Below are 24,112 nucleotides of genomic sequence, written 5' to 3' on the forward strand. Positions count from 1 at the left end.
AGACCACCCGAGGTACCGTCATTTGATCGCGCTTGCTCTTCGTGCCCCGGAAAGCTGCTACCGCGTCAGCGATTCGCTCATGCCCCACAGCCTGTCGGCCGCGACGGGGTCGATGGCCCATGGCCTCACGCCGCGAATCATGCCCGTCGGGTCGTTTGCGGCATCGGCATCGGACATCACTGGCGCCACATCGTTGTCCTCGCAATAGACGCCACCGATGCCCTCCAATCGAGGATCGGTGGCCGCCCATACGCTTGTCGACGCACCCTGGCAAACGTTCTTCATACCGCGCGATGGATCTATCACCGGCCTCCCCTGGTCGTCGATGGCGCCTCGCGCGATCAGGTCTTCCCGGCTCATGTGGCGCGCGAGGTCCGTGACAATCGCACCCGGGTGAACGGCGAAGGCACGTATTCCCACCGACCGCCCACGCGCGTCCAGGCCGACAGCAAACAACACGTTTGCCGTCTTCGACTGGCCGTAGGCCACCCAGGGATCGTAAGGACGCGAATTGAAGTGGGGATCGTCGAAATCGACGCCTGCGATCCGGTGTCCTCGCGAGGACACCGATACGACTCGCGCGCCATTCGCACGAGCCAGCGCAGGCCATAGTCGCGCCGTCAGCTGAAAGTGTCCGAGGTGGTTCGTGGTGAACTGCATCTCGTACCCGCGTGCATCGCGCGCAAGCGGACAAGCCATGATGCCGGCGCTACAAACGAGGATATGGAGTGGTTCGCCAGTACTGAGGAAACGGGCTGCGAAATCGTCGATCGACCCGGGATCCACCAGGTCCATGGGTTCGATCTCGACGTCGATGCCCGCCAGCGTCCGCCTTGCCTTGGCAAGATCGCGCGCGGGCACCACCACCCGCGCACCGGCCTCCCGCAGTGCGCGGGTAGTCTCGACACCGATGCCCGAGTAGCCGCCGGTAACAATAGCCGTGCGGTCCGAAAGGTCGATACCGGCTAGCACATCGGACGCCGTGGCGGCGGCGGTGAACCTGCTGCCGATGGGATGCTGGTGGCTGGACATGGGGAAGCTCTCCTGGAAGATGCTACTCAAGGTAGTGGCCGTCCGCCGTACGATGAATGCTTGAAAATACGGCATTCATGTTCGATCGTTCGTTTATGAATGACCCCATCTCAGATATCCTGCGGCTGGCCAGCGCCGAGTCCGTGGTCTCCGGCGGCTTCACGGCCGGCGGAGACTGGGCGGTGCGGTTCCCTGCGCCCGATCGCCTCAAGTTCTTCGCCGCGGTTCGCGGCGAACTCTGGCTGGGTCTCGAGACAGAGGGCACGACGGCAACGCGCGTCACGGCCGGCGACGTACTTTTGCTGACGGCGCCAGAACGCTTCACGCTCGGCTCCGACCTCTCGCGCACCCCCATCGACGCGCAAGCGGTATTCGCGGAGCAGTCCCGGCCTATCGTCGACGCAGGCGGCGGGGACGACGTCTTGATGATCGGCGGCCACGTACGTTTCGACACGGCTTACGCGCCGATGGTGACCGAAGCCCTGCCACCCCTCATCCACATCCGTGGCGACACACCGGACGCGTCACCGATGCGCTGGATCATCGATCGCATGGTGGACGAGAGCACCGAGGACCTGCCGGGCGGCGGTCTGGCGTCGGCGCAGCTGGCGCATCTGCTGTTCATCCACGTGCTGCGTGCGCATCTCGCCGCCGGTGGTGCCGTGCGACCCGGCTGGCTGCGCCTCGCTGTGGACCCGCGTCTGGCACCGGCGCTCAGGCTCATGCACACGGCACCCGGCAAGAACTGGCGCCTGGACCAGCTGGCGCAGGCATCGGCCATGTCGCGCACCATCTTCGCTCAGCGCTTTCGCTCGGCCGGCGGCATCGCACCGCTCGCCTATCTCGCGCACTGGCGCATGCGCCTTGCCACACGTGCCTTGCGCCATGGCGACGCGACCGTCGCTTCGCTGGCCCGCGACCTTGGCTACGCGTCGGAAAGCGCGTTCAGCCATGCGTTCAAGCGCATCGTCGGTGTGTCGCCCAGCCACTACGCAGCGTCGCAGTCGTATAATGGCCGGGTGTCTCACCGGCGGTAACCGGGTGAACATGCGCACCCCACCCGTGGGTGCTCCCTGCCCCCACATCTACAGAGATCCCCGTGACAACATCCGCCATCCCCGCGTGCCCGCAGTGCGGCATGGAAAACACCTATCCCGACGGGGACATGTACATCTGCGCCGATTGTGCGCACGAGTGGCCGCAGCGGCCGGCGGACATCGACGAACAGGGTGCCGTGACGCGCGATGTCCATGGTAATCCCCTCAATAACGGCGACACGGTCGTGGTGATCAAGGACCTGAAGGTCAAGGGGTCGTCGATTCCCCTCAAGCAGGGCACCGTCATCCGCAACATCCGCCTCGTCGAAGGCGACGCCGAGCACATCGAAGGTAGCTCGGACAAGATCAAGGGTCTGGTACTCAAGGTCTGCTTTCTGAAGAAGGCCTAGCCCGTCAGCCGTTGCATGAGCGAGAGCACGTCCAGAAGCAGAACGCTGCCGTGCTCCGGCGAGTCGATCACTTCGTGGAGGTCCTGCTTCAGCTCGGGATCCAGGTGATTCGCGACCAGCGACGGAATGCGGATCTTCGCGCCCGGCTCGATGCCGACGATGCTCTCCACCGAAGCGACCGTCAGCCCGTACCTGTGCCCGTTGTGCTGGACGACGAGTATCTTCGGGTTGTCGAGGCTTTCCGTCGTGTCCATGCCGTAGAGGGTGCGCAGGTCGACGACGGTGGTCAGCGACCTGCCGTCGTTGACCACACCGCAGACATGCGGCGGCGCGCCCGGCGGTCTCACCAGGGCGCCATGGGATTCGACGATCTCGACGACCTGTTCGATGCGCACGGCCATCAGCCGATCGAGCCTGAATATCAGCCACGTTTCTCGCGATGGCTTGCTGCGCGTTTCCGTGCGCCGGGTGTTCTCTTCCCCCACAAGATAGAGATCGTGGTGACCCTTGGCGAGGTGCGCCATGTAGGGGTCCGCGAAAAGAGCCTCCGTGCCGATGACGGTCACATCCTGCATACCGGAGGCGCGCCGGTTGATGCAGTGGCCCAGTATTCCCGTTTGCCCGCTGACGATGGGCAGAGGCAGGAGCTGCTCGTCCGTATAACTGACGATGCTTTCGATGTCGTCCACCAACAGCCCCACATGGCCATCGCCCTTGCGCAGTACGACGACACGCCGCAAGTCCTCCACGTCGGGATCCTGGTGCTCGACGGCGCCGGAACTCTCCAGCCCAAGGAAGCGGGCGAGATCGACCACAGGCACGGCGGCGCCACGGAGCTCGAGCCACCCGTGACACATCGCATCCGAAAGCACCGAATGTTCGAGGGTCGGGAGCCGAACGATCTCGTGGATGTCCTCCATGGGGATGGCAAGAAGGCGCCCGTCGACATGGAACGAGACCACCTTGCGAACCCTGGCGGGCGCGCGGCGACGATGGTCCAACTGGAAAGCGCGCGGGCGCGGCACCTGGGGTAAACCGGGAACGCGGGCCAGCGCCGTGGCTGAGAGCACCTGGACGATACGGCTCTCCAGATCGAATGCACCCTCGATCAAGCCGTTCGCATCGCCTTCCGCTGCGAACGACACTACCTGCGAACTATCCAGCCGCAGCATCTCCCCGGTTCGATCGAAGCAAATGCCCAGCAATGTGTGCTCGGACTTCACCACCGCGACCCGGCGGTCCCGCACGCTATCGGCTTCCGCAAGACCGAGAAGCCTGTCGAGGCTCAGCACGGGCACCATCGTACCTCGCAGCATGAACAAGCCCGCTACATAATCGGGCGCAAGCGGAACCCTGGTAATGGCTTCGGGAAGGTTCACTACCTCCTGCAACGCGTCGACAGGCAGGGCCAACTCCAGGCCACCGACATGGAACGACCCGAAAAGTCGTATATCGTGACGGGAGTGAGCAGCGACATTGGGTAAAGGAAGGCCCACGGTGAATCCCCTATATGATGCGCTCGAAGGTACGGACGACGTATTGCTGGGTGTCGCAGTGGATGCTCAACTGGCGGCCGGCATGCCCCCCGATATCGACGTGAACGATGCGAATGCCGGCATCGTCCAGAAGCCGCCTCGCCGCTCGCGTGTTGAGCTCGCCGATGCTTCCGTGCGTCGCCGACCACGTCTGTTTCATCATCAGGGCTCCCCCTGCGATCACGGCGGTCAGCTCCTCATGATCCTTGGCCGTTGCCCCTAGCAACGCCAGCAAGGAAGGGATCGCGTCGGTGACATACTTGGCGGAGCCCTCCTTGGGGGTGGCTGAGGACTCCGGTAGCAGGCAGTGCGCAAGGGCCGACAACCCCTTCTTCTGCCAGAGGATGCCGATCCCGACGCACGAACCCAAGGTACTACGGAGGATTTTTGCGCTACTTCCAAGCCGCACCTCGCACATGCCGACATGGACATCGATCCCCGTCATGTCGCCGGCGCCGAGTTTCGGTATATGAGCGGCTGCTGGAAGACGAGGCCGCTCCGTATCCGGTGCAGGGACTCGGACTCTCCGATGACCAGCACGGCATTCGGCGCCATCGACCGCCGCACGCTTTCCACCACGGCCTCCTGTCCCGTTTCGTCGAAATAGATGAGTACGTTGCGCAACAGGACCAGGTCGAAACGATCCGGTCCGCCAAGGCCCTGGTACAGATTGTGCTGTCGGAACGCTATGTTGTTTCTTAGCTCAGGGAGGGCGCGATAAGCGTTGTCCTGAAGCTCGAAGTACTTCTCCAGCATGTCGCGCCGGCTGCTCTTCAGTCCCTCGGCATTCCTGCCGCGATAGATGCCAGCCGTGCCGACGTCGAGTACGCCTTGCGCGATGTCGGTGGCTACGATGCGATATGTGAAGTCGCGGTGCTTCAGGCGGAATTCCTCGGCCGTCATCGCCAGCGAGTACGCCTCCTCCCCGGTGGACGCCGCTGCGGACCAGATGTTCATGGTCTTGCCGGCGTTCGAGCCGTACCAGGCTGGAAAGAAGTCGTCCGTCAGGTACTGCCAGACCCGTGCGGTACGAAAGAACGAGGTCTCGTTCGTGGTCACCAGATCGATGAAACGTGCGACTTCGTCTTTCGAACGATCCAGCACAGCGAGGTATTCATCGTAGCTCTGTAGCTGAAGCTCCTGAACGCGCCTGCGCAGCCGCCCATGCAGGAGCGTCCATTTGCGCTCGGCCATGACGATGCCCGTGTAGCGATGCACGCGTGCGAGCATGGCGTGGCGGGTATCCGGACCGGCGATGGCTTCGGTGTTCAACATCGTGCCTCAGGTGGCGAAGTTGTTGACGGTGGCGTTCAGCTCGCTGGCACCTTCCATCAACCCGCTACAGGCGCGAGCGATGTTGTCGCAGGTGGAAGCGGTCTTCTCTGTCTCCTCGGCGATGTGCTGTACTGCTGCGGCGACTTCGCGGGCCGCCACGGCCTGCTCGTCCGCGCCACACGAAATCTCCGACATGGCTTGCGTGGTATTGACCACACCGAACAGAATCTTGTCGAATGCTGCCGACGCCTCCTTGGAGATCTGGCTGCCCTGGGAAACCCGCTTGGTGGACTCGCCGATCAGCTTCGAGATTTCCTTTGCCGCCTGGGACGACCTCTCGGCAAGCTTCCTCACCTCATCGGCCACCACGGAGAAGCCCAGGCCGTGTTCGCCTGCGCGCGCGGCCTCGATGGCGGCATTGAAGGCAAGGAGGTTGGTCTGGCTGGCGATCTCGCCGATGACCTTGCTGATCTCGGCGATATCCTCCGATGACTTGTGAATGAGATCCATCGACTCGATGGACTTTTCCAAGGCCTTGGCGCCCCGCTCCGCCTCCTGCTGGGTGTCCTTGGCCAGGCGGTCGGCGTTCTGCGCATTGCTGGCGATCGAGCTGATGGAGGCGGTCAGCTCTTCGATGGTGGCATTCATCTGCTCCACCGTCGCGCCCAGCAGCTGGGCACCGGCCGCCATCTCGTTGGACTGCTGGGCGATCTCGGTCGACGCAGAGGAGAACCCCTCGGCGCGACGCTTGACCAGGTCCTCGAGTTCGCCCTGGAAGGTGATGTCCGCGGCGAACTTCACAATCTTGTGCAGCTTGCCGTTGCCATCGTAAATGGGGTTGTAGCTGGCCTGGAGCCAGATCGTTCGGCCGTTCTTGGCCACGCGGCGGTAGCGGCCCGAATCGAATTCGCCACTGCGCAGTCTTTCCCAGAACGCCTTGTACTCCGGGGTTGCCGTATAGGCTTCGTCACACAGCTTGCGATGGTGTTGGCCGACCAGTTCGTGCAGCGAGTATCCGACGACGGAAAGGAAATTGGCATTCGCCGATGTCACATAGCCGTCGAGATCGAATTCGATGACCGCCTGGGACTTGTCCAGCGCCGTCATCTTCCCGTCGAGCTCGGCCGACTTATCGACGATAGTCGTGATGTCGGTCGCGAACTTGATGACCTTACAGAGTTCGCCGTCGGCGTTGAACACGGGGTTGTAGGAGGCGCTGAGCCAAACCTCGCGTCCGTCCGCGGCAATGCGCTTGAACTCCCCCACTTCGGGCTGCCCCGCGGCGAGACGCTTCCAGAACCTGGCATATTCCTCGCTTTCGGCGAACGCGGGTTCGCAGAACATCCGATGGTGGCGTCCCACGACGTCTTCGAGGCTGTAGCCGAGAACCTTCAGGAAGTTCTGGTTGGCGGCCAGGACGATCCCATTCAAGTCGAACTCGATGATGGCTTGAACGCGGTGAAGCGCATCGCGTTCGGCTTTCAAAATTTGCAGCTCTTGCACTGCGCTTGCGGCACTAACCATGCTGTTCCCCGTGTCGAGTGATTACGTCTGTCTGGTCGGTATCGTCCGGGTAACGTGCCGGCGATATACTGAGTTTGTCCGACGACGATTTAATTGCTTTCCTGTCGTCGCATCGCAATGTTGTTTACAAGGCGGAGTCGCAACATCTCCGCTACAAGCTCCGCGCACGTGCTCCTTACCGTGGAAGCGTCGCAACGGTCGCTGCATAGAAGCGCCACTTCGAGGGCTTTGGCTGCTTCATAGGTGGTGCGAAGGCCGCGTTCGACCGTCATCTCCGCCAGCTGCGATGCACCGACGACGGCATTGCGCCGGTTTCCGGACCGCAAGGCGGTAAACAGTTCGATCGCCTGATGCGATACCGCGTAGTTACTTCCCGAAGGCGATAGATCGGCAAGCGAGGATGTCCAGTCCTCTTCCTGCGATGCCATATCCCCGTTATTGCATCCGTCAGAATTAATAGACGTAACATGCTTCACAATGACCCTTCCTTCCCCGAAATCGCTTTCCTGGCTTAGTGCATCCTCCATGCCAGCCGGTAATTCGCATTTAGCTCGATACAAGTAATTGCGAGTCTCAATTAGCGATATACCGCGACTGAATGTGCCGTTTTTGCGCACGTCATCTTCCGACCTTTTTCGGCGTTTTGTGACTTTGATCCCGTTTTGGAAATCGGGCCGCTAAGAGAAACCGAAGGAATGTCACGGCAGGGCGAGCGGCCGCCACCCGCAATCCCACGCCTGGCGCCACACGATGAGCAGCGGCTTGCCGGTTGCATCCAGCGTGTGTGGGCCGGCGGCGAGTAGCCATCGGGCGGTGCTGTCGGGCTTTCCGTCGATCGATACCGGCACTTCGCGCTGACCGTCCGTGACGACGTAGTCGCCGGCCAGTGCGAGGGTGAAACGCTGCTGGCTCGTCGTCGCGGGAAGCACCAGGCCCGCCATGCGTACACCCGCCGTGCCAAGGCGGTAGTTGCGCGCGATAAACGCCTGGGCCGCCGGCGGATACCGTCCGTCGATGGCGACCATTGTATGGTTCGCGATCAGCCATGCGGCAATGTCGTCGCGCACGCGGCCGCTCCCGAAGCGCTCGCGGGCCAGGCTTTCGATCACCGGGTAGTACGGCCGCCGCCGGAAGATGCCACCACTCTTCGCGTCCATCAGCGTGTCGGCCGGGTTGGTGCAGTCGATCACGACTCGCAACTGCGCCTCCTCGGCTGCCAGGGTGTCGCGCCAGGGCGGCGCATGGGCGATGACCACCGACAACTCCGTCACGGCAACGACGGCGACGAAGACGGCATGTCTTCTGGGCGGCAGCACGCCCGAGCGGGCGACGAAACCCACCAGGCAAAGCATCGCGGTCGGAACCACCGGCAGGAAATCCTGCTCGGTCGGCAGGGGCCACACGAACCAGATCAACAGCATGAACAGGAGCGCGTGCACAGCGAAGAACGCCCTCCATCGCCCCAGCGCGTCCGCCCGGCGTGCATAAAAGGAAGCGCCGGCGACAATCGCTATGGCAAGAACCAGGTATAGGACGAGGCGCCTGCGAGGTTCCGCGGCGCCGGTGGGAGCCATGTTGTACGACACGATGTCGTACCAGGCCGGGGCGGTGTCGTGCTGCAGTACAAGCCATAGGACGAACGCAGCGGGGACAACGAACGCGCCTGCGAGGACAGCTAGGGTGTTCACCGACGCAAGGCGGCGATGCTCCCACCACCAGTGCGGCCAGACCGCCGCCGCGGCCGCAAGTGCGACGATCGCCAGCGGCAGCGTCTTCTGCGAAACAGACAACGCCGCGCCGATCAGCAAGCCTCCACAAAACCAGCCCACGCCCCTGCCACGAGCGAGAAGGGTCACTGCCATGCCGGAGAGCCACAAGGCAGCCCACGCATCGTCCGTGCGGAACTCGCCCGCTTTGAGGAAAACGAGGGGATAAAGGCCGACGAGGAGCACGGCCGCATCGGCGATGCCGTGCGAATGGAGCCGGCGCGCGATGACCCACGTCGCTACCAAGACAAGCACATACCAGGGGACCACCGCCATGCGCAGCCACCACAGGATGTCCGAGCGCTCGCCTAGAAACCCCAGCAGCGGCGCATACATCGTGCTGAACAACGGTCCGTGGTTATCGAAGACATCTCGATACACCATGGCTCCCTGCGACAGGCTCCAAGCCACGTGAGCATGCTGCGGCTCGTCGGAGTTCAGCGGATAAGCGGACAACCACAACAGGCGCAGCCCGATCAGGACAAGAAGGCCACCCAATCGCATGGCACTGCGTGTCGACGGGAAGCTTTTATTCATGGCGCATGCCGGTTGGCTCGTGAGATGGCCGACCCACCGAACCGAGTCGGGTGCGACAGTAGCGAGGCGATCTTTCCACCTGCTTTCTCACCAGCAACGCGTTCGAGCCGGGCCACTGGCCCGGCGTGTCAGCGTCACGGGGGCGGCCCGGGTGGCCTCCCGTAGCCGACGTCTGTCAGGTGCCGGTACACCGGTCGCTTTATCACCTCGCACGTTGCGACGAACAACACCGCGATCAGTGTGACGGCGCCGATCGTCTTCCAGGACAGCGCAACAAGACCGAACCAGCTTGCAACCACGGAATATGGCAGCGCCAGCGCGACGAACGTCATGAGCAGGGCAGCGGCCAGAAGAACGCGCCCCGGGCGACTTCTGAAAAACGGACGGTAAGTGCGGAGGACGAGAAGAACCCATAACTCCGTCAGAAGGGATTCCACGAACCATCCCGTTCGGAATGTTTCCTCGCTAGCGCCCGCCAGTGAGAACAAGGTCACGAACGTGATCAGGTCGAACGCGCTGCTGGTGAGACCAAATGTCAGCATGGCTCTCCTGATAAGACCGATGTCCCAACGATGAGGTGTGCTCCGCCATTCGTCGTCCACACGGTCAGTCGCGATGCCCAGGGACGGAACGTCACCGAGAAAATTATTCAGGAGTATCTGCTTGGCGAGCAGCGGCAAAAACGGCAAGAAGAGCGAAGCCGCGGCCATGCTGAGCATGTTGCCGAAATTGCCGCTTGTGGCGATGAAGATGTACTTGATCGTGTTGGCGAACGTGCGCCGGCCCTCGTCGACGCCTTTCCGTATCACGTCGAGATCGTGCCGAAGCAGCACGAAGTCGGCGGCGTCTTTCGCCACATCCACGGCGGTGTCGACAGAAATGCCGACGTCCGCGGCGTGTAGGGCGGGCGCATCGTTGATGCCGTCGCCAAGGAAGCCCACCACATGCCCCGCATGGCGAAGCGCGGCGATGATCCTCTCCTTCTGATTCGGCTCGATCTCCGCGAACAGCGTGGTTTTCGAGGCCCTATGCCAAAGTGCGTCGTTGTTCAGCTGCCGCAACGCCTCGCCCGTCATCTCTTCCTGCACAGGCATGCCGATGGATCGCGCGACGTGCCTGGCCACATAGCGATTGTCGCCTGTGACGATCTTCACCTGAACACCTAGTGCCTGGAGACCCGCAAGCGTCGCGGCAACCTGGGGCTCGGGCGCATCGAAAAACAAAAGGAAGCCGAGAAGCGTCATGTCGGCTTCGTCGCGAGCATCGTAATGGTCGCGGACGTCCACCCTGCGTCGGGCGAGAGCGAGCACCCGATAGCCTTGCTCGCTCCACGCGATGAACCGGGCTGTCGCGTCTGCCTTCCTTGCATCGTCCATGGTGGCGTCGCCTGCCTCCGTGCTCACGCGGGTGCAAGCGTCAAGCACGTTCGCCACCGCGCCTTTTGTCACAAGCACCGCGTCGCCGCCGTCCAGGCGCGCGACGACGCCAAGCCGGCGACGCTGAAAATCAAAAGGGATCTCGCCGATCTTCTCCGTCGCCTGGACATCTATGCCATCGGCTGTCGCCCGCTCCTTGATGGCGTCGTCCAGCGCGTTATGGATGCCGGCCTGCATCACTGCGTTCATGGCGGCGAAGTGCAGCACTTCCTTCGACGGAGATCCGTCCGGATCGACTGCGGCATCCAGCGCAATCACCCCGTTTGTCAGCGTGCCGGTCTTGTCCGTACACAGGACGTCCATGCTGCCGAGGTTCTCGATCGCATTCAGCCGCTTCACTATCACGCCTTCGCGCGCCATGGCGCGTGCGCCATGGGACAAGGTAACGGTCAGGATCGCTGGAAGAAGCTCCGGTGAGAGACCCACGGCGAGCGCGGCGGCGAACAGCAGCGTGTCGATCATAGGACGATGCAGCACGATGTTGGCCGCGAGCACCACGATCACCACTGTCAGCATCAGCCGGACCAGGAAGTTACCGAGCCGGCGAAGGCCCAGCTCGAATTCGGTTTCCAGGGGTCGACGCCGCAGTCTCTCGGCAATGCCGCCGAAGACGGTTCGCATGCCCGTCTCCACAACGATCGCGCGCGCCCACCCGCTGCGAACCGACGTTCCCATGAACACGCTGTTGTCGCGCTGTGCCAGGCTCGCGCCTCCGGGGCACTCGCCGGGCTGTTTGGCTACGGGAAGCGACTCTCCTGTCAGCATCGCCTGGCTGACGTAGCAGTCCCGTGCTTCGAGCACCCGGGCGTCCGCGGGCACCAGCGACCCGGCCGATAACTCCACGATGTCGCCCGGTACGATCGATTCGACCGGCAGTTTCTGCATCCCGCCGTCGCGCAGCACCTGTGCGGAGACGGCAACGCGCTGTCGGAGGGCCTGTACCGCCGCGGCGGCGCGATACTCCTGAACGAAACTGAGCACGGCCGTCAGCACCACGATGCCGAGTACGATCCACGCATCGAGCCACTGCCGCACCGCCAGCGATACCCCGGCCGCGACGATCAGGATGAGAACGAGTGGGCTCGTAAAGCGGCTGACCAGCAACTGGAGCCACATCGGGGTCACATGACCGGCCAGCGTGTTGGGCCCGGTCTCCGTCAACCGTCTCGCCGCTTCCGCCGTGGACAGCCCACCCGCGGTCGCGTCCAGCACCTTCAAGAGGTCGGGCTCGCTCAGCGCCCACCACGAAGCCACGCTGTCGGCGGGAGGCGACTTCATCGCTATTCGTCACCGCTGCCAGAGCACGAGCGGCAGCTCGGCGGGAAGGAAGGCATGCTCGTGCCACGGACGCAGGCGCACCGTGTAATCGGCTGCGGGGCGCGTCGCCGGCAGCGCCGCCTCGAACTCATAACCATGGGTGGCACCGCTGATCGGTGCGCCGGCCTGCATCGGCACGCATTGGCGCGGCATGCCGTCGCGCTCGTCGGCGTACAGTTCCGCCTTCACCCAGTCGAGTTGCAGCCCGCCAAGGTATGCCTGTGCACGGAATCGCCAGGTGTGGCCGTCGAGCACCACTTCCACGTCGCCCAGCCTCGCCTCGTGCCAGTGCGAGACCACCTCGGAAGCCCAGGACGGCAGCTCGTGTTGCTGCTCGCGCCGGCGCAGGGCACGCGCCGCCGGCAGGTAGAAGCCCTGCAGGTAGTCGAGCAACATCCTGTTACTGCTGAAGCGCGGCGCAAGGCGCGACATGCTTGCGCGCATGCGCCTTACCCAGCGTGTCGGCACGCCATGTGCGTCCCGTTCATAGAAGCATGGAACGATCTCGTTCTCGAGCAGGCGGTACAGGCTCTCGGCGTCCCCTGGATCGCCGCCCTTGCCATCGATGGCCCAGCCATACGCATCGTCGTATGCCTCCGCCCACCAACCGTCGAGGGTGGAAACATTCAGGCCGCCGTTGACGAGCGTCTTCATACCGCTTGTACCGCAGGCCTCCCACGGGCGTCGCGGGGTGTTGAGCCAGGCGTCCACCCCCTGTACCAGACGTTGCGCGAGGGCGAGATCGTAGTCTTCGAGAAAGACGACACGACCCGCCACCTCCGGCCGCTGCGCGAACGCCACCCAGGCCTGCACCTGGCGCTTGCCCTCGATGTCGTCCGGATGGGCCTTGCCGGAGACGATCAACTGCATGGGATGGGCAGGGTCGGTGAGCAAGGTCACGAGACGATGGGGTTCATGCAGCAGGAGATTCATGCGCTTGTACTCGGCGAAGCGCCGGGCCATGCCAAGGGTGAGCACGTTTGGATCGAGCACGCCTTGCACGGCGGCATTGCTTTCTCCTTCGGCACCCAGACCAAGCTGCCACCCCAGACGTTCGCGCACATAGCGAACCAGGTCCGCTCGCTGACGCGCTGCAAGATTCCACAGCGCCGTGTCGTCGCATTCCGCGATCGCGGCTTCCAGGCAGGCCAGGTTTCCGAGCCACCGGCGCTTGCCGCAAGTGGCCGTCCACAGCGCATCCGCGGGTACCGAGTCCCACGACGGTACGTGTACCCCATTGGTGACGTGACGCACGGGCACTTCTGCGATCGGCCAGCGCGGATACAGACGGGCGAAGAGTCCACGGCTGACCTCGCCATGCAACCGGCTGACGGCGGACACCTGTGCGCAGCCGCGCATCGCGAGGTAGGTCATGTTGAACGGCTCGTTCTCGTCCGAGGGATCGACGCGGCCCAACGCGAGGAGGTCATGCAGCGACAGACCGCAGTCCGCGAGGAGGTCACGGGCATACTTCGCCACCAGCGCGGGAGCGAAAGCGTCGAAGCCCGCAGCCACGGCCGTGTGTGTGGTGAAGACATTCCCTGCCCGCGTGGCCCACCAGGCATCGCGGAACGAAACCGAGTGTTCGTGCATGTATCGCCTGGCGCGCTCGACCACCGCCAGCGCCGCATGCCCTTCGTTGAGGTGAGCCACGACGTTCTGCTTGTCGAGCGCCGCGAGGAGGCTCCAGCCGCCTATGCCGAGCACCACCTCCTGCAGCAGGCGCAACTCGGTGCCGCTGCCGTAGAGCTTTGCCGTGATTCCCCGGTCGGCGGCGGTGTTGAGCACGTGGTTGCCGTCGAGCAGGTAGAGTTCGGCCCGCCCTACCTGTGCCTGCCACACGCGCAGGCGGAGGGGCCGACCGGGCAAGGGCACCGTCACTTCGAGCCAGCCACCGTCCGCGTCCAATGAAGGCTGGATGGGCAGGCTGGCCGGGTCGTTGTTGGGGAACAGCTCGTGCTGAGTACCCGTCGCGTCGATCGTCTGGCGGAAATAGCCTTCCTGGTAGAGCAGACCGATGCCCGTCATCGGCACACCGAGGTCGCTCGCGGTTTTCAGGTAGTCGCCCGCGAGCACGCCGAGGCCACCGGCATACACGGGCAACGCTTCGCTCAGCCCGAACTCCATACTGAAGAACGCCACCCCGTCGGGCATATCGACGGGCCAAAGCGAAGCGCAAAGGCCGGGCTTGTCGAGGTACTCCTGGCGATCTCCCGCCGCTGTCGCCAGGCCTTCGCGAAAACCGGCGTCCTCAGTCAGTTGTTCGAGCCGCGCCTGCGGCACGTTCTGGAGTACGATCCACGGGTTATGCGTGGCATCCCACAGTTCGGCGTCCACCTGCCGCCACACGCTGTCCACCGCGTGGTTCCAGGTCCAGCGAAGATCGAGCGCCAGATCGGTAAGCGCCTCGAGTCCGGCAGGCGTTGCGCGTGGCGGTATCCGGTGCATGCGGCCTCACTCGACGAAGATGCGGCGCCATCGATGGTCGCCGCATCCGTCGTGGCCGGTATTGATGGGGATCAAACGGCCGCGTGGACAGCGATGGTTTCATCGCTGCACCACCTCAAGGGATGGCCTACGCGTGGCGCCTCTCGTTCTCACCGCCGGGACACCGCAACCCCTGGGTGCGTACTGGGACGGCCATGGCGTGAACCTTTCCGTGTTCACGCGCCATGCCGAACGCGTGGAATGGTGCCTCTTCGATGCCAGCGGCCAGCACGAAGTCGCGCGATTGCCCCTGCCTGCCCGTGAAGGCGACATCTGGCATGGCTACCTGGAAGGCGCGGCACCGGGCCTCGTCTACGGGTTGCGTGTGCATGGGCCCTACGATCCAGCCAATGGGCACCGTTTCAACTCGCAAAAGCTGCTTGTCGATCCCTACGCAAGGGCCCTGCAAGGACGCTTTCAATGGAACGACGCCGTCTTCGGTTACACGCACGGCGCGCCCGATCGAATGGCGGTGCCCGATGACCGCGACAGTGCCCCCTTCGTCCCGAAGAGCGTCGTGAGCGCTCCCTTCCCCGCTGCACCGCAGCGCCCTGCCCGGCCGCGCATTCCCTGGACGGATACGGTGATCTACGAGATGCATGTGAAGGGACAGACCATGCGCCATCCGCGTATCCCGCCCGGCATCCGGGGGACGATGGCGGCCCTGGCGGACCCGAACCTCATAAGTTACTGGCAAGACCTCGGTGTTACCGCGCTCGAATGGATGCCGGTCGCGAGCTTCCTCGACGAAGAACGTTTAGCCCGGCATGGACTCTCCAACTACTGGGGCTATAACCCCATCGCGCCTTTGGCCGTCCACTCGCCCTACCTCGCGTCGGGCCACGTCCAGGAGATGGTGGATACGATCGACCGGCTCCACGGCGCCGGGCTGGAGGTGATCCTCGACGTTGTCCTGAACCACACGGCGGAAAGTGGGGAGCGAGGCCCCACACTGAGCCTGCGCGGGCTGGACAACGCCACCTATTACCAACTCAGGAAGGACGACGCCTCGGCATACGTCGACGATTCCGGATGCGGCAATACGCTGGATCCGGAAGAGCCTGCCGTCATCGCACTTTTTCACGCCGCGCTGAGGTACTGGGCCTGCGACATCGGCGTGGACGGCTTTCGCTTCGACCTCGCGCCTTTGCTCGGCCGCTGGGAAACGGGTCGGTTCGACGCCAACGCGGCGCTCTGGCGAACCATCGCAGCCGACCCCGATCTTCGCGACGTGAAGCTGATCGCCGAACCATGGGATGCCTCGTCCCGCGGCAGCGCGCTCGGGGCATTCCCCTCGCCCATTCGCGAATGGAACGGCCGCTACCGCGACGACATACGCCGGTTCTGGCGTGGCGACGCCTGCACGCGCGGAGCGCTGGCGACCCGCCTCGCCGGTTCCAGCGACGTCTTCGCTCATGGCGGGCGGACACCGGGCATGGGGGTCAACTTCGTCACCTGCCATGATGGCTTCACCCTGGCGGACCTCACCGCTTATGCCCGCAAGCACAACGAGGCGAATCCGTACGACGGCCAGGATGGAAGCACGGAGAACCTGAGCGCGAACGGCGGCGTTGAGGGCGCGACCGACGATGCCGGTGTGCTCGCGGGCAGGCGCCGGCGACGGCGGGCCATGCTCGGCACGCTGGCGTTGTCACGCGGCGTGCCCATGTTCCTGGCGGGCGACGAACTGTCGCGCACGCAGCTCGGCAACAACAATGCGTTCTGCCAGGACAACCCGATGAGCTGGCTGGACTGGAGCGCGCTAGGCGATTCCGGCCGAGATCTGCGTGCGTGGATCGCCGACGCCCTGGCCCTTCGCCGCAGATTGCCATTCCTCCGCCTCGATGCCTTCTACACCGGCACCTCGCCCGGCGGCGTTGCGGACGACAGCGATATACGCTGGTTCGAGCCCGACGGGCGCGAAATGAATGACGCCTCCTGGAACGACAATGTGCAGCGAGCACTTGCGGTTCTCGTTTCGGGACCTTTGCTCGCCGAAGAGCGTCGCGAACGGCTGTACCTCGCGCTCAACCCCGGCCTCGGGCCGGTGCCATTCCATTTGCCGGCGCCACGCGGGATGGGAGCGTGGCGTGTCGTGCTGGACAACGGCGACGCCGCCGGGACGACCCGCGGCAACATTCTTTCCTGTGGCAGCCTCGTCGATGTTCCGCCGGGTGGCTTGCTCGTGTTCGAGCCCGAATCGCAGGCCGGGTAGAGCCGCCCCCACCAGCAGTGAGGTCAGGGGCGCAGAACCGCGGCCCCGAAAAGCCGCCCTTCGCGCAGGTCCGCTAGCGCCTCGTTCGCCTTTTCAAGCGGATACACGGTGGTATTCGCGTGGACTCCGCAATGTTCGGGCGCCGCGAAGTAGCTGGTCGCGTCCCCGCGTGTGAGGTTGGCCACCGACACCAGCTCCCGCTCTTCCCACAGGAGTGCATAAGGAAACGAGGGTATGTCCGACATGTGGATGCCCCCGCACACGACGCGACCGCCCTTGCGCACGGCTCGCAAGGCGAGCGGCACGAGGTCGCCGGCCGGGGCGAAGATGATGGCGGCGTCCAGCGGCTCCGGCGGCAGTGCTTCCGCGTCGCCGGCCCAGCAGGCACCCTGGGAGAGAGCGAACGCCTGGTGTTCGCTGTCTCCGGCGCGAGTGAATGCGAACACCTTCCGTCCCTGGCCGACCGCCACCTGGGTCAGCAGGTGCGCGGCGGCCCCGAATCCGTACAAGCCCAACGCCGGCCCGTCGCCGGCCTTCTTCAATGCACGCCAGCCGATGAGGCCTGCGCACATCAGCGGCGCGGTGGCGACGGGATCGTCGCGCGCGGAAAGCGGCACGCAGAACGGCGCACGGGCAACGATATGGGTGGCGAACCCGCCCGGGCGGGTGTACCCCGTAAACTCCGGCGCATCGCAGAGGTTTTCCATGCCCATCAGGCAGTAACGACACTTTCCGCAGGTACCTCCGAGCCAGCAGACACCGGCGCGCTGCCCCAACGCCAGGCCTGTATCGGCCGATCCAAGCGCTTCCACGATACCGACCACCTCGTGGCCCGGCGTCACCGGTGGATGGACCGCGGGCAGTTCGCCGTCCACCACATGCAGGTCCGTGCGACAGACGCCGCAGGCCTCCACGCGCAGGAGTACCTCGCCCGGCCCGGGGGCGGGCGTGGCCGATTCGCGGGCCACCAGGGGTTGCCCGATGCGCTCCAGAACCATGGCGAGCATGTGCATCTCCCGTCGACGTTTCACTCCGGGTGCATCAGACCGCCCCCGCCGACACGCCGCATTGACGAGGGTCAACATCGCCGCCACGGCGGCGTCGAGAATGGACAACGCCCACGAAGCGGAGACATGACGATGCTCGATTTCCTGGTCGACATCCGTTCGGACGACCGCGATACCGCGCACTTGCGCTTCGCGTTCGAGCTCGCCAAGCGCTTCGGCGCGCACCTCACCGGCATGCAGGTCATCGCGCTGGACGCGAGTGTCATCGTCCTGCCGGAGCCCCTGCTGGTACTCGAAGACGAAGAAGCCTATGCGCACGAGCGCCATGGCTGGTGGGCCAGCGCCTGCCGAAGCCGCGGTATCGACGGCACCTGGGAGGTGCGGCGTGGCGTGTACAGGCGTGTGCTGATACGGCGGGCCAGCCTTTGCGATCTGCTGATAGGCCGCTTGCCCGTGGTGGGCTCCGGCATCTCCGCGGGTACCGGACTGCTGGCTCGCGTGCTCATGTCGCGCGTGTCGCCGATTGTTCTCGTTCCCGACGATGCCGCGCCTTCGGCGATGCGGCGCATCCTCATCGCCTGGAACGGTTCGGCCGTATCGGCCCGGGCCGTCCGCGCAGCGTTGCCGTTCCTTGCGCGGGCGCGGAGCATCACGATCCTCGCGGGCGAGCGGGAAGGCGGCGCACGGAGGGACGACGCCGACGCCCTCCTCCGCGCATGGCTCCTGCGTCATGCGCTGGTCTGCGACTGGATCGAGATGGACCCCAAGGCGTCGCCGGCGACCGCAATCGCCGAATGCGCGGAAGCCAGCCGCGCCGATGCCATCGTGATGGGTGCCTGGGGACGCTCGCGTCTGCGCGAGATGGCTCTCGGGGGAACCACGCGCCACATGCTCGCGCATGGCCGCGTGCCGATCTTCCTTTCGGCCTGACGCATGAGGAAACGCCCATGACGGCGCCCGATCCCGGTCAGCCGAACCGGCTCGAAGGCCTGAGCGAAGCGGAAGCTGCTCGCAGGCTTCGTCAGGACGGTCCGAACGCACTTCCCGACCGACGCTGGCTGGGATGGCTGCGTCTGCTCTGGAACATCGTGACGGAACCGATGTTCGTGATGCTGCTGATCGCAACCGCCATCTATGCCGCGATTGGCGATGCCGGCGAGGCCGCCCTCCTTCTCGCGTCGGTGGCCATCGTCATGCTGATCACAGTGGTGCAGGAGTTTCGTACACAGGGCGCGTTGCGCGCCTTGCGAGAACTGGCCGCGCCACAGGCCCACGTGGTACGCGGCGGCACCGAACGTCCGGTGCCCGTCGCCGCGATCGTCCGGGGGGATGTCGTCGTGCTGCGAGAGGGCGACCGCGTTCCCGCCGACGGGGTGCTTCTGGCCGACGGCGTCATGCTCGACGAGTCGCTGCTCACCGGCGAATCCGTGGCCGTGAAGCACACGCTCAGCGAAGGTCGCGACATCAAGGCGGGTACGCTCGTCGTCGCGGGGCACGGGCACATTGAAGTGACGGCCACAGGAAGCGCGACCGCGTTGGGCATGATCGGGGCGTCGCTGGCGTCGGAAGGCACACCCTCGCCGCTCCAGCGCAAGGCGGCTCGCGCCGTTCGCGTGCTCGCGATGATCGCCATGGCATTCGCTGCCCTCGTGGCGGGGCTCGCCTGGTGGTGGGACGGACTGGCGCCACTCGATGCCGCACTCGCGGGCATCGCCCTGGCCATGGCGATCCTCCCGGAAGAGGTGCCGGTCGTGCTGACCGTGTTCTATGCCCTGGGAGCCCGCCGAATCGCGCGGCAAGGCGTGCTCACGCGGCGACTCGCGGCGGTCGAGACCATGGGCGCGGTGTCCGTGCTCGCGGTGGACAAGACGGGGACGCTGACCCAGAACAGGATGGCATTGGTTCGGCTCGTGGACGCATCGGGTGCCATCCACGAAGCGACGAGCGTACTTGACGACAGCGCTGTGAACGTCTTGCACGCGGCCTTCGAAGCGACGCCGCCCGCATCGATGGACCCTACCGATACCGCCGTGCGCACGCTTGCCGAAACGGTCTCGCGCCTGGCCGCCACGGATGCCGCCGCCGCCCACGCACTGCGCGAGTTCCCTGTGGGCGACGGCCGCATGTTCGTCTCTCGCGTCATCGCCGGCCCCGACCCGACCACATGGCACATCGCCACCAAGGGGGCCATCGAAGACGTGCTGCCCCTGTGCCGGCTGAACGAAGCAACGGCCGCAGGATTCACGGCGCTGGCGACAGAACTGGCCGCCGAGGGATTCCGGATGCTGGCGGTCGCGCGTTCCGCTACGAGTACGGGTGCCCTGCCTACGGACCCTACGATTCAGCCGCATAGGCTGGTGGGCTTGCTCGCGCTTGCGGATCCCTTGCGCACCGACGTGCCGGCAGCGATGGCCGAATGCCGCGCGGCTGGCATACGGGTGCTGATGATCACGGGCGATCATCCGGCCACCGCGGCGGCCATTGCACGAGCCGCCGGGCTGCGCGGCGAGAACCTGCTCACGGGCACGGAGATCGCCAGCCTGGACGACAACGCGCTGGACATCCGCCTCCGCGAGGTGGACGCGTGCGCACGCGTCCTGCCCGCGCAAAAGCTGAGGCTTGTGCATTCCCTCCAGAGGCAGGGCCACGTCGTGGGCATGACCGGCGACGGCGTGAACGACGCCCCTGCCCTCCGCGCGGCGGACGTCGGTGTGGCGATGGGCGAGCGGGGAAGCGACGTCGCGCGCGAAGCGGCCGACCTGGTCCTCCTCAACGACAGCTTCGCATCGCTGGTCATGTCGATCCGCCTCGGGCGGAGGATCTTCGACAACGTGCACGGTGCCGTGCGGTTCATTTCCGCCGCCCATGTACCCATCGTGATCCTGGCCCTGGTGCCTCTCCTGATGCAGCAGTCGCCGTTGCTGCTGCCCGCGCAGATCGTGCTCCTGGAGATGATCATCGATCCGGCATGCTCCATCGTCTTCGAGGCGACGCCGGCGTCGGAAGATGTCATGCGCAGGCCACCCCGACCGGTCGATGACTCACCGTTCCGGGCGGCGGTCCTAGCCCGCGGCCTTATCGACGGTGCGGGCGCGGGCGTGGTTCTCGCGCTGGCCTATATCGCACTGATGCTGTCTGCCGTTCCCGCCCCGGAAGCGTCGTTGACGGTGTTCCTCGGCCTGTTCGCGTGCGTCGTGACGCTCGTCGTCACCGGGCAGCGCCGCGTAGCCGCCCGGAACGTGGGCACGTCGTGGACCTACGCCCTGCTGCTATTCGCGGCTGCGGTCGTCATGGCCGTCGCCTTCCTACCGGGCGTGCACGATCTCATGGGCTTCGCCGCGCCGGGTTGGAGCACCGCCTTCGTTCCACCGCTCTGTGTGCTCCTGACCATCGTCTGGCTCCGCTGGCCCGCGGCAGCGATGGCGATTAGCCGCCGATGGCGGCCGGGCGTCGGTGCACACAGCCGCGTTCGCACCACCGATCCATAGACCACGAGGTGCGCCATGAAAGCGATCGACATCGGTCGGCAACACGTTTCAACGGTCAACGGCGCCACGCCGGTGTCGGAGGTCGCGCGCCTGATGCAGAAACATCAGGTGACCTGCCTCGTGGTCGCCGAGACGAGCATGAGACCGCTCGGCGTGATTTCCGAGCGCGACCTGGTGCTTCGGGCGTTGGCCCCGGGCGCGGATTTCGTTCACATGACGGCCGCCGGGATCATGTCCACGCCGGCCATCGTCTGCCACTCGGATGCTACGTTATCGGACATCGTTCAGGCCATGGCGGGCGGGGGCGTGGCACACCTTCCACTGGTCGACGACGAAGGCCGCCTCGTGGGAATCGTTTCGGCGACCGATGTCACGGCGGCGGTGACGGAACTCCTCGCGCAGCTGGCGAAGGCCCTGGCGCCGGACGCGCTCACCGACCGCCCCTATTCGTAAGCGATTCGGCCGGCGTTCCTCACACCGACACGCCTTGCCGCGCTGCGAGTGCCGCCTCGCGTCTGCGCGACGCACGTTTGCGCAGCAGGGATCCGAGCACGTGCAGGGCCGGTCGCGGATCGTCCCAGCGGAAGACGTGCAAGTCCGCCCTCGCCCACTGCGTGACCAACCGCAAGACGTTGCCCATACCCCGCACCGGCGTTCGCCCGATACTGGACAGATCGTGATAGAGATCGACACATAGCTTGCCTGCCGGGTAGTCATACGAGGCTGTCCGCACCGGCTCGCCCAGGGCGTCCCGCCAGGCCATCTCGCACACGTTCACCCCGTACCGGGCGGCGAACTCGACATACGTCCACGCACATGTGTTGACCTCGATGATCCTGAACCGCCCGTCCCGTGGATCGCGTTTGAATTCGGCACTGAAGATGCCGCGGTAACCGACGCTGTCCAGCAAACGGCGCACGTGCGCCACGGCCTCCTCCGCCTGGTTGAGGGGAACGGAACACGAGCAGGAGCTGTTTCCGAAATCGGGTGGAGACATGCGCATGCGCCGGCGAACGAACAAGCCCGGATAAGTGCCGCCGGCATCGCGGAACCCATCCACGAAAAAATGCTCTGTCGGAGGGCCGGGGATGTATTCCTGGGCCATGAGCGAGAAGCCCTGGGCATGCAGGTGGGCCCAGGTGGTCTGCAGTTCTTCCCGGGAGTGCACCCACACACCCTTGGCGCCAACAACGTCGCTGAAACGCTGCGAATTCACCGGCTTGATGAACACCCGCCCGAGGGAGTCCATCGGAACGGCCTCGACGTCGGCGAGCGATCCGAGGTGGAAGGTTCGCGGATGAGGTATGCCGATGCCCTCCAGATGCCGGGCGAAGCGGGCCTTGTCCTGCAGCAAGGTCTGAACGTCTTGGCTCGCGGTGGATACCGCGAAGCGGTCCCGAAGGTCCGGCGGCAGTCTGGAGAGCCACATGGCGATGTCGTCGGCGCCGGCGACGAGCACCGCGCGCTCGATGGGCATCGCGCGCAGCGCATCTTCCGCCGCAGGGCCCGGGCGACCATCCCATGTCGTACCGGGAACGGGGCGGTACCAACGCGAGCGCGTGGCCAGGTCGCCGGGAGGACACACCACATACGCGGGAATTCCGGCCAGGGTCACGGCGCGAAGGATGCCGAGCGCCGTGGGTCCCTGGCCCAGGACGATGACCGGCACGCGGCCGGCGTCGACGACGTTCATGACTTCCCTCGGCCTGCCGCCGTTCTTGAAGTGACGGAGGCATTACATCCCAAGGTTGCCTAAGGCGGCAGTCGGCTGCATGGCCTATCCTTCGCTGCCGGTTCATGGCCGATAGGCATACCGTAGCCGCCCGCCATCGACCTCGTTCAACCTCTGTCCCGGAGTTCCTCATGCTTTGGATCGTGACCAAATACGCCATCACCGCGGCTGTCGTGGTGCTCGTTTCCGAGGTGGCAAAACGCAGCGATCGCATGGGTGCTCTCCTGGCATCGCTTCCGCTTGTCACGCTCCTGGCCCTGATATGGCTCCATGTCGAGCGGCAACCGGCCGAGAAGATCGCCAGCCACGCCTGGTACACCTTCTGGTACGTGGTGCCGACCTTGCCCATGTTCCTGCTGTTCCCGGCACTACTGGCCCGGTTCGGGTTCTGGGCAGCGTTGGGCATGAGCGCGCTCATCACCGTGGTCAGCTTCGGCGCGTTCGCCTATGCGGTCCGCCCCTTCGGCATCCGGTTGCTCTAGCACCTCAGGTACCCGGCCTTTTTGAAAGCGCGGGCGCCGACCAAGCCAGGACACCGGACTGAGCGTAGGAATGACCCGTAGAGCCATTCGGCTACTGCCTTGCTCCAGCGAGCCGCTACCAGGGAACCGTCTTGCCGTCCCGATCCAGATATTCCAGCCCCGGGCGGCTTCGCTTGCGCTGGATGACGTCGAGAATGAGCGGAATACTCTCTTCGACGGTGTAAGGCGCCTCGTCGCCACCAAGGTCGGTGCGGATCCAGCCCGGTGCCAGAAGGAGCAACGCACGCTTCGAGCCGGCCTGCCGGGCAGCGTAGCTGCGCATGTACTGGTTCAATGCCGCCTTCGAGCCGCGGTAGACCTCGCGACCGCCCCGCTCGTTATTGGCGATGCTGCCCTGCCCCGACGACATCACGCCGATCAGGCCATCGCTGGTCACCAGACCCTCGAGACCTTCGACCACCCTCATGGGACTCAGCGCATTGGTCACCATGACCTGGACGAACTCGTCCGTGGAAACTTCCGCGATCGTCTCGCCCGGATTCTCGTTCGTGGTTCCGGCATTGACGAAGAGAACATCGAAACGATTCCCCTCGAGCCGGTCACGCAACGCGGCAATGTCTTCGACCCGGGTGATGTCGATCCGCTCGACAACCAGCTTCCCGTTGCTCGCACCGGCCAGATCATGCAGCGGGGTATGCCCACTGCCGCGAACGGTGCCCGTCACACGCCAACCCAGCTTCAGGAATCCTTCCGCCATAGCGTGCCCCAGTCCACGGGAGGCACCGATGATGAGGATGGAAGGCGATTCATTCTGCGACGGCATCATGGAGTC

The 24,112-nt window shown here is 65.0% G+C and carries 19 protein-coding genes; 7 read left to right on the plus strand and 12 right to left on the minus strand.

The window, feature by feature from the left end:
* Positions 1-57 precede the first annotated feature (57 nt).
* Positions 58-1,032, minus strand: a complete 975-nt coding sequence (locus HBF26_RS12305; RefSeq protein WP_167126712.1) for an oxidoreductase — start codon at positions 1,030-1,032, stop codon at positions 58-60.
* 95 nt (positions 1,033-1,127) lie between these two features.
* On the opposite strand from HBF26_RS12305, the gene HBF26_RS12310 reads away from it, so the two are divergent.
* Both HBF26_RS12310 and HBF26_RS12315 read left to right on the plus strand, forming a co-directional pair.
* A complete protein-coding gene (locus tag HBF26_RS12310) occupies positions 1,128-2,069 on the plus strand; it encodes an AraC family transcriptional regulator (protein ID WP_205287631.1) in 942 nt (313 codons plus the stop codon).
* 62 nt (positions 2,070-2,131) lie between these two features.
* A complete protein-coding gene (locus HBF26_RS12315; RefSeq protein ID WP_167126718.1) occupies positions 2,132-2,479 on the plus strand; it encodes a zinc ribbon domain-containing protein YjdM in 348 nt (115 codons plus the stop codon).
* Here HBF26_RS12315 and HBF26_RS19870 read toward each other — a convergent pair.
* From HBF26_RS19870 to glgP, 8 genes are all read right to left on the minus strand, one after another.
* Positions 2,476-3,975 (minus strand): chemotaxis protein CheW, encoded by a 1,500-nt coding sequence (locus tag HBF26_RS19870; protein WP_167126721.1) that lies wholly within the window; start codon positions 3,973-3,975, stop codon positions 2,476-2,478. The genes HBF26_RS12315 and HBF26_RS19870 overlap by 4 nt on opposite strands.
* A 10-nt stretch (positions 3,976-3,985) precedes the next feature.
* Entirely contained in the window at positions 3,986-4,459 is a 474-nt protein-coding gene (locus tag HBF26_RS12325) for a chemotaxis protein CheD (RefSeq protein WP_167126759.1), read from the minus strand.
* Positions 4,456-5,289 (minus strand): CheR family methyltransferase, encoded by an 834-nt coding sequence (locus tag HBF26_RS12330; RefSeq protein ID WP_167126762.1) that lies wholly within the window; start codon positions 5,287-5,289, stop codon positions 4,456-4,458. The genes HBF26_RS12325 and HBF26_RS12330 overlap by 4 nt, the downstream gene beginning before the upstream one ends.
* A 6-nt stretch (positions 5,290-5,295) precedes the next feature.
* Complete coding sequence (locus tag HBF26_RS12335; protein ID WP_167126765.1) at positions 5,296-6,813, minus strand: methyl-accepting chemotaxis protein; 1,518 nt, start codon at positions 6,811-6,813, stop codon at positions 5,296-5,298.
* An 89-nt stretch (positions 6,814-6,902) separates the two neighbouring features.
* Positions 6,903-7,241 (minus strand): hypothetical protein, encoded by a 339-nt coding sequence (locus HBF26_RS12340; RefSeq protein WP_167126768.1) that lies wholly within the window; start codon positions 7,239-7,241, stop codon positions 6,903-6,905.
* Positions 7,242-7,511: 270 nt separating this feature from the next.
* A complete protein-coding gene (locus HBF26_RS12345; protein ID WP_167126771.1) occupies positions 7,512-9,116 on the minus strand; it encodes an ArnT family glycosyltransferase in 1,605 nt (534 codons plus the stop codon).
* Between the two features lie 134 nt (positions 9,117-9,250).
* Complete coding sequence (gene mgtA, locus HBF26_RS12350; protein ID WP_167126774.1) at positions 9,251-11,830, minus strand: magnesium-translocating P-type ATPase; 2,580 nt, start codon at positions 11,828-11,830, stop codon at positions 9,251-9,253.
* A gap of 9 nt (positions 11,831-11,839) precedes the next feature.
* Positions 11,840-14,317: an alpha-glucan family phosphorylase gene (gene glgP, locus HBF26_RS12355; protein ID WP_167126777.1), complete on the minus strand. Its 2,478-nt coding sequence runs from the start codon at positions 14,315-14,317 to the stop codon at positions 11,840-11,842.
* Positions 14,318-14,450: 133 nt separating this feature from the next.
* On the opposite strand from glgP, the gene glgX reads away from it, so the two are divergent.
* Positions 14,451-16,571 carry a glycogen debranching protein GlgX gene (gene glgX, locus HBF26_RS12360; protein ID WP_167126780.1) on the plus strand — a complete coding sequence of 707 codons (2,121 nt, stop codon included), beginning with the start codon at positions 14,451-14,453 and terminating at the stop codon, positions 16,569-16,571.
* Positions 16,572-16,594: 23 nt separating this feature from the next.
* On the opposite strand, the gene HBF26_RS12365 is transcribed toward glgX, so the two are convergent.
* Positions 16,595-17,578, minus strand: coding sequence for a zinc-dependent alcohol dehydrogenase family protein (locus tag HBF26_RS12365; RefSeq protein ID WP_167126783.1), 984 nt, complete (start codon positions 17,576-17,578; stop codon positions 16,595-16,597).
* Between the two features lie 126 nt (positions 17,579-17,704).
* On the opposite strand from HBF26_RS12365, the gene HBF26_RS12370 reads away from it, so the two are divergent.
* From HBF26_RS12370 to HBF26_RS12380, 3 genes are read left to right on the plus strand one after another with little or no spacing between them, the layout of a single operon-like run.
* Entirely contained in the window at positions 17,705-18,508 is an 804-nt protein-coding gene (locus HBF26_RS12370; protein ID WP_167126786.1) for a universal stress protein, read from the plus strand.
* Positions 18,509-18,525: 17 nt separating this feature from the next.
* Positions 18,526-21,066, plus strand: coding sequence for a cation-translocating P-type ATPase (locus tag HBF26_RS12375; protein ID WP_167126789.1), 2,541 nt, complete (start codon positions 18,526-18,528; stop codon positions 21,064-21,066).
* Positions 21,067-21,081: 15 nt separating this feature from the next.
* The gene (locus HBF26_RS12380) at positions 21,082-21,519 is read left to right on the plus strand and encodes a CBS domain-containing protein (protein WP_167126792.1); all 438 of its coding nucleotides are present in this window, start codon (positions 21,082-21,084) and stop codon (positions 21,517-21,519) included.
* Positions 21,520-21,538: 19 nt separating this feature from the next.
* Here the strand turns inward: HBF26_RS12380 and HBF26_RS12385 are convergent, their stop codons facing one another.
* Positions 21,539-22,759, minus strand: coding sequence for a carboxylate--amine ligase (locus HBF26_RS12385; protein WP_167126795.1), 1,221 nt, complete (start codon positions 22,757-22,759; stop codon positions 21,539-21,541).
* A 170-nt stretch (positions 22,760-22,929) separates the two neighbouring features.
* On the opposite strand from HBF26_RS12385, the gene HBF26_RS12390 reads away from it, so the two are divergent.
* The gene (locus HBF26_RS12390; RefSeq protein WP_167126798.1) at positions 22,930-23,280 is read left to right on the plus strand and encodes a DUF3147 family protein; all 351 of its coding nucleotides are present in this window, start codon (positions 22,930-22,932) and stop codon (positions 23,278-23,280) included.
* Positions 23,281-23,395: 115 nt separating this feature from the next.
* On the opposite strand, the gene HBF26_RS12395 is transcribed toward HBF26_RS12390, so the two are convergent.
* Positions 23,396-24,103, minus strand: a complete 708-nt coding sequence (locus HBF26_RS12395; RefSeq protein WP_193569890.1) for an SDR family NAD(P)-dependent oxidoreductase — start codon at positions 24,101-24,103, stop codon at positions 23,396-23,398.
* Positions 24,104-24,112 lie beyond the last annotated feature (9 nt).

Source organism: Luteibacter jiangsuensis (assembly GCF_011742555.1).
Classification (GTDB): Bacteria; Pseudomonadota; Gammaproteobacteria; order Xanthomonadales; family Rhodanobacteraceae; genus Luteibacter; species Luteibacter jiangsuensis.